This window comes from Candidatus Dadabacteria bacterium, from assembly GCA_009837205.1.
Lineage (GTDB): Bacteria > Desulfobacterota_D > UBA1144 > Nemesobacterales > Nemesobacteraceae > Nemesobacter.
The window spans coordinates 1-4,045 of the sequence record VXTZ01000010.1 but is presented as its reverse complement, the minus strand read 5'-3'; the positions used below and the strand labels follow the sequence as shown (position 1 = coordinate 4,045).

The 4,045-nt window shown below is 51.0% G+C and carries 5 protein-coding genes; 1 reads left to right on the top strand and 4 read right to left on the bottom strand.

The features are described from left to right. Positions 1-404 precede the first annotated feature (404 nt). From nuoD to F4Z13_01740, 4 genes are read right to left on the bottom strand one after another with little or no spacing between them, the layout of a single operon-like run. Positions 405-1,631 (bottom strand): NADH dehydrogenase (quinone) subunit D, encoded by a 1,227-nt coding sequence (gene nuoD, locus F4Z13_01755; protein ID MXZ47971.1) that lies wholly within the window; start codon positions 1,629-1,631, stop codon positions 405-407. Continuing rightward, on the bottom strand, positions 1,631-2,149 hold the full coding sequence (locus tag F4Z13_01750) for an NADH-quinone oxidoreductase subunit C (protein MXZ47970.1): 519 nt from the start codon (positions 2,147-2,149) through the stop codon (positions 1,631-1,633). The genes nuoD and F4Z13_01750 overlap by 1 nt, the downstream gene beginning before the upstream one ends. After that, entirely contained in the window at positions 2,146-2,631 is a 486-nt protein-coding gene (locus F4Z13_01745) for an NADH-quinone oxidoreductase subunit B (GenBank protein ID MXZ47969.1), read from the bottom strand. Before F4Z13_01745 ends, F4Z13_01750 begins: the two co-directional genes overlap by 4 nt. After that, positions 2,622-2,981 carry an NADH-quinone oxidoreductase subunit A gene (locus F4Z13_01740; protein ID MXZ47968.1) on the bottom strand — a complete coding sequence of 120 codons (360 nt, stop codon included), beginning with the start codon at positions 2,979-2,981 and terminating at the stop codon, positions 2,622-2,624. The genes F4Z13_01745 and F4Z13_01740 overlap by 10 nt, the downstream gene beginning before the upstream one ends. A gap of 127 nt (positions 2,982-3,108) precedes the next feature. Between F4Z13_01740 and F4Z13_01735 the strand changes: the two genes are divergently transcribed. Further along, positions 3,109-3,858, top strand: coding sequence for an NAD-dependent deacylase (locus F4Z13_01735; GenBank protein ID MXZ47967.1), 750 nt, complete (start codon positions 3,109-3,111; stop codon positions 3,856-3,858). Positions 3,859-4,045: the final 187 nt, after the last annotated feature.

Genomic DNA, 4,045 nt, shown 5'->3' with positions numbered 1-4,045 from the left:
AGCTGGTGGTCCGGCTTTCAGTTAACATCGTTCTGCTACAATTGAGACTGAAAGGATAACTCTAAAATCCTTCATATCCTTCCAGCTAAATTTCATAGATAGCATATCTGCTCACCCCCCCCCGTCAAATTGCGGGGCAACGGGTGCAGATACGAAGCAATCGCGGAGGCGGCATAACAGATGCTTCCACCGTTAAAGTTGCCATTACGCGTGACTGCTTACTTCATATATCTTCATCCGGGATTGTCTCTTTCCTTCGGCGGCTTACGGCACGACACCGTGGTACACTTCTCTCACCTCCGCCGGGTTTCCACCGGCTTCCCGGCCGTCATTCAGTCTGGCTTGCGCCCTGCCGGTCTTAAAGAATGCGAGAAAACCGAGGAAACAGGTCTTTTTTTTGACTCCTACCTGTCGACTTCCCCGAGCACTATGTCAATGCTTCCTATCGCGGCAACGACATCGGAGACAAAACCCCCCTTTACCATACCCGGAAGGGCTTGCAGGTTCACAAACGACGGCCCACGAACCCGCATCCTGTAGGGCTTTCCCGTACCGTCACTTACTATGTAGTAACCAAGCTCCCCCTTGGGGTTCTCCACGGCATGGTATATCTCCCCCGGAGGAGTCTCAAAACCGTTGTAGACAAGCACGAAATGCCTGATCAGGGATTCCATCTTAGTGTAGACAAGCTCTTTTTCGGGCAAGACGATATTGGGAAGATCGGCTATGTAGGGGCCGTCGGGAAGATTACGAAGAGCCTGCTCGATTATGCGAAGGCTCTGTCTCATTTCCTCCATCCTGCAGAGATACCTAGCGTACGCGTCTCCTTCATTGGCGACCGGTATGTCGAACTCGTAGTTTTCGTAATCAAGGTAGGGATCGGCTTTCCTTACATCGTAGGGAACGCCGCTTCCTCTGAGTATGGGACCGGTAATCCCGAGATCAATCGCCTGCTCCTTGCTTATGACCGCCACATCCTTGGTGCGGTCGACCCATATTCTGTTTCTCGTAAGAAGCCTGTCTATCTCGCTTAGGGTTTCGGGAAATATCTTAAGAAAATTCCTTATCGTGTCCGAGAAATCTTCAGGAAGATCCATAGGGAGCCCCCCCACCCTAGGGTATGAAGTCGTGAGTCTCGCTCCGCATACCATCTCAAGAATCTCGTAGATACGCTCGCGCTCCTTGAAGCAGAAAAGAAAAGCGGTCATCGCGCCGAGATCCATGGAGTTTGCGCCTATGCCTATTAGATGGGACTCGATTCTGCCGAGTTCAAACATTATCACCTCGGCTACCTTGGCCCTCGGGGGAATTTCATCCTCGATCCCGAGCAGCTTCTCAACGGCCAGTATGAAGCCTATGTTGTTGCATATCGAGGCCAGGTAATCCATCCTGTCGGTGTACGGAAGACATTTTTGATAGGTGATGTCCTCGCAGAGCTTCTCTATTCCCCTGTGCAAATAGCCGATGTGAGGAACGGCTTCTTGGACTATCTCACCGTCAAGATAAAGAACCACACGCAAAACCCCGTGGGTTGACGGATGCTGCGGCCCCATGTTAAGCATCATGGTCTGCTTTCTCGTACCGTCGGCCTCAGTGCTAAGCTCTTCTGTAACAATCTCTACTCTTTCCATCACTCAAGTCCTTCATCAAGAGCCCGCTCAAAGCATCTCTTTGAAGATTCCCTGTCTCTCACGTCGAAGTCCTTTCTCAGAGGAAACTGGTCGTAATCCTCGGGCATCAGTATTCTTCTCGGGTCGGGATGCCCCCTGAAAGTTATCCCGAACATATCGTAGGCTTCTCTCTCAAGCCAGTTCGCCCCGGACCACACCGACGTTACGGAATCAATCGCGGGGTTATCCTGCTCAAGAGCGGCCTTGAGCCTTATTTTCAAGTTCTCTTCGTAGTTCTCACCGAAGCGGTGAAGGAGGTAGACAATCTCGTACCTTGGAAATTTAACGGTCAGGTAGTCGACAACCGTAACGTCCACAAGGTAAGTAAAACCGAGGGTGTTTTTCAGAAACAAACAGCACTCGACTATCGATTCTGCCTTTACAACAAAGGTGGTCTCCCCGCGGAATGTGCTCTCCGAGAGGACATAACCGCTTATTTTTTCCCTTATTTGATCGACAGGGTCAGGTGTGGAGGTCATACGATCGGGGGTACCTCGTTATCTATTTTCTTCTGGATTTTGATGACGGCGTCAATAAGGGTTTCGGGTCTCGGGGGACAGCCGCCAACGTAAACATCCACCGGAAGGAACTCGTCTATTCCCTGAACAACGGCGTAACTGTCAAAAGGTCCGCCGCCGCACGTGCACGACCCCATCGCTATTACCCACTTGGGCTCGGGCATCTGTTCGTAGATCCTTCTGCAGACCGACGCCATCTTGTAGGTTATGGTACCGGAAACTATCATCAGATCCGCCTGTCTCGGCGAGAATCTCACGGTTTCGGCTCCGAACCTCGCGATATCAAACCTCGAGGAGAAAGTCCCCATCATCTCAATCGCGCAGCAGGCGGTTCCAAAAGCCATCGGCCACAGGCTGTTTTTCCTTCCCCAGTTGGCAACCGCGGAGACCTTGGTCGTCAGAAAACCGTCTCCGCCGAGAAGTGACCCGCTGCTTACTCCCATTCCAAAGCTCCTTTCTTGAGAACGTAAAAGTACCCGCCCATCACAACAAAAAGGAATGCCAGCACCTCAACAAGCGCCACCATCCCAAGCTCCCTGAACACGACCGCCCAGGCTACAAGGAACACGATTTCTATGTCAAACAGTATGAAAAGGGCTCCTACGAGATAATACTTGAGTGAAACCTTCTCCCTTGCGTCTCCCCTGGGAACCATCCCCGATTCATACGGAATCAGCTTGCGCCAGCTTCCGTATCTTTTCGGACCGAGCAGATAGGAAACGGACAGAAGCGCCGCGGCCAGAACGATCGCTATTACTATTATCATGAGGACGGGAACATACTGCTCTAACACAACACAAACAAGATTAGTATCAGGGGATGAATTGTCAAGAGAATCTCCCGCTCCCCCAACCATGTTTTTACGGTCAGCAATGGGAAAAGACTCATAAAACGGTTAATTTATTCCAAGTTGTCAAAGCATGGAAAAAGAGATCGCAAAAGCATACGAATTCGTAACCAATTCCAACGAAATCGTCGTCCTTACAGGGGCGGGAATCTCGGCTGAAAGCGGTATCCCCACATACAGGGGAGAAGAAGGGCTCTGGAGGAATTACGACCCCCACGAACTTGCAACGCCAGAGGCCTTTTTTAGAAATCCCAAGTTGGTGTGGGAGTGGTATGACTCAAGAAGGGCTATAATGAAAAACGCCAAACCTAATCCTGGCCACTTCGCGATAACCGCTCTTGAGAAGGAAAAAAAGGATTTCACGCTCATAACGCAAAACGTAGACGGTCTTCACTTCGCGGCCGGGACACGAAACGTAATAGAACTTCACGGGAGCCTCTGGGAAATCAAATGCACCGAATGCGAAAAAGTGGAGAAAAACTACCAGGCACCTATTCCGGAACTTCCCCCTAAGTGCGACGCCTGCGACGCGGTAATGAGGCCGAACACCGTGTTGTTCGGAGAAATAATCCCGATGGAGAGAATAGACAGGTGTCTGTTCGCCATAGAGCAGTGCGATCTCCTTCTCATAGTGGGGACCTCGGGAGTGGTCGAACCGGCGGCATCAATGGGGCTCATAGCAAAAAAAAGCGAAAAGCCTGTGGTTGAGATCAACATTGAAAGAACTCCAGGCACGGGTCTCTATGACGTAAGCTTAATGGGCAAAGCGGCTGAAACACTGCCTCTGCTTACAGGGTCTGAAATTTCTCAAAACCGCATGTAAGGAACCTCGATGGGAAGACCAGATTCCGCCGACAGATATGCTGCTCCCAGAAAAAAGAAAAGTCGTCTGAGACATTTGTTCGCTTCAGGTTTTCTGGGGTCATTTCTGATTCTGGCTAATGTCCTCGGTTTCGCGGGATGCGGGGGGGGCGAGGAAAACCTGAAGGAAAATCCACCGGCGCCCACGC

What these genes read in the sequence shown, in the direction of transcription:
- nuoD (MXZ47971.1), bottom strand. Translation starts at nt 1,631, where the DNA reads ATGGAAAGAGTAGAGATTGTTACAGAAGAGCTTAGCACTGAGGCCGAC.
- F4Z13_01750 (MXZ47970.1), bottom strand. Translation starts at nt 2,149, where the DNA reads ATGACCTCCACACCTGACCCTGTCGATCAAATAAGGGAAAAAATAAGC.
- F4Z13_01745 (MXZ47969.1), bottom strand. Translation starts at nt 2,631, where the DNA reads ATGGGAGTAAGCAGCGGGTCACTTCTCGGCGGAGACGGTTTTCTGACG.
- F4Z13_01735 (MXZ47967.1), top strand. Translation starts at nt 3,109, where the DNA reads ATGGAAAAAGAGATCGCAAAAGCATACGAATTCGTAACCAATTCCAAC.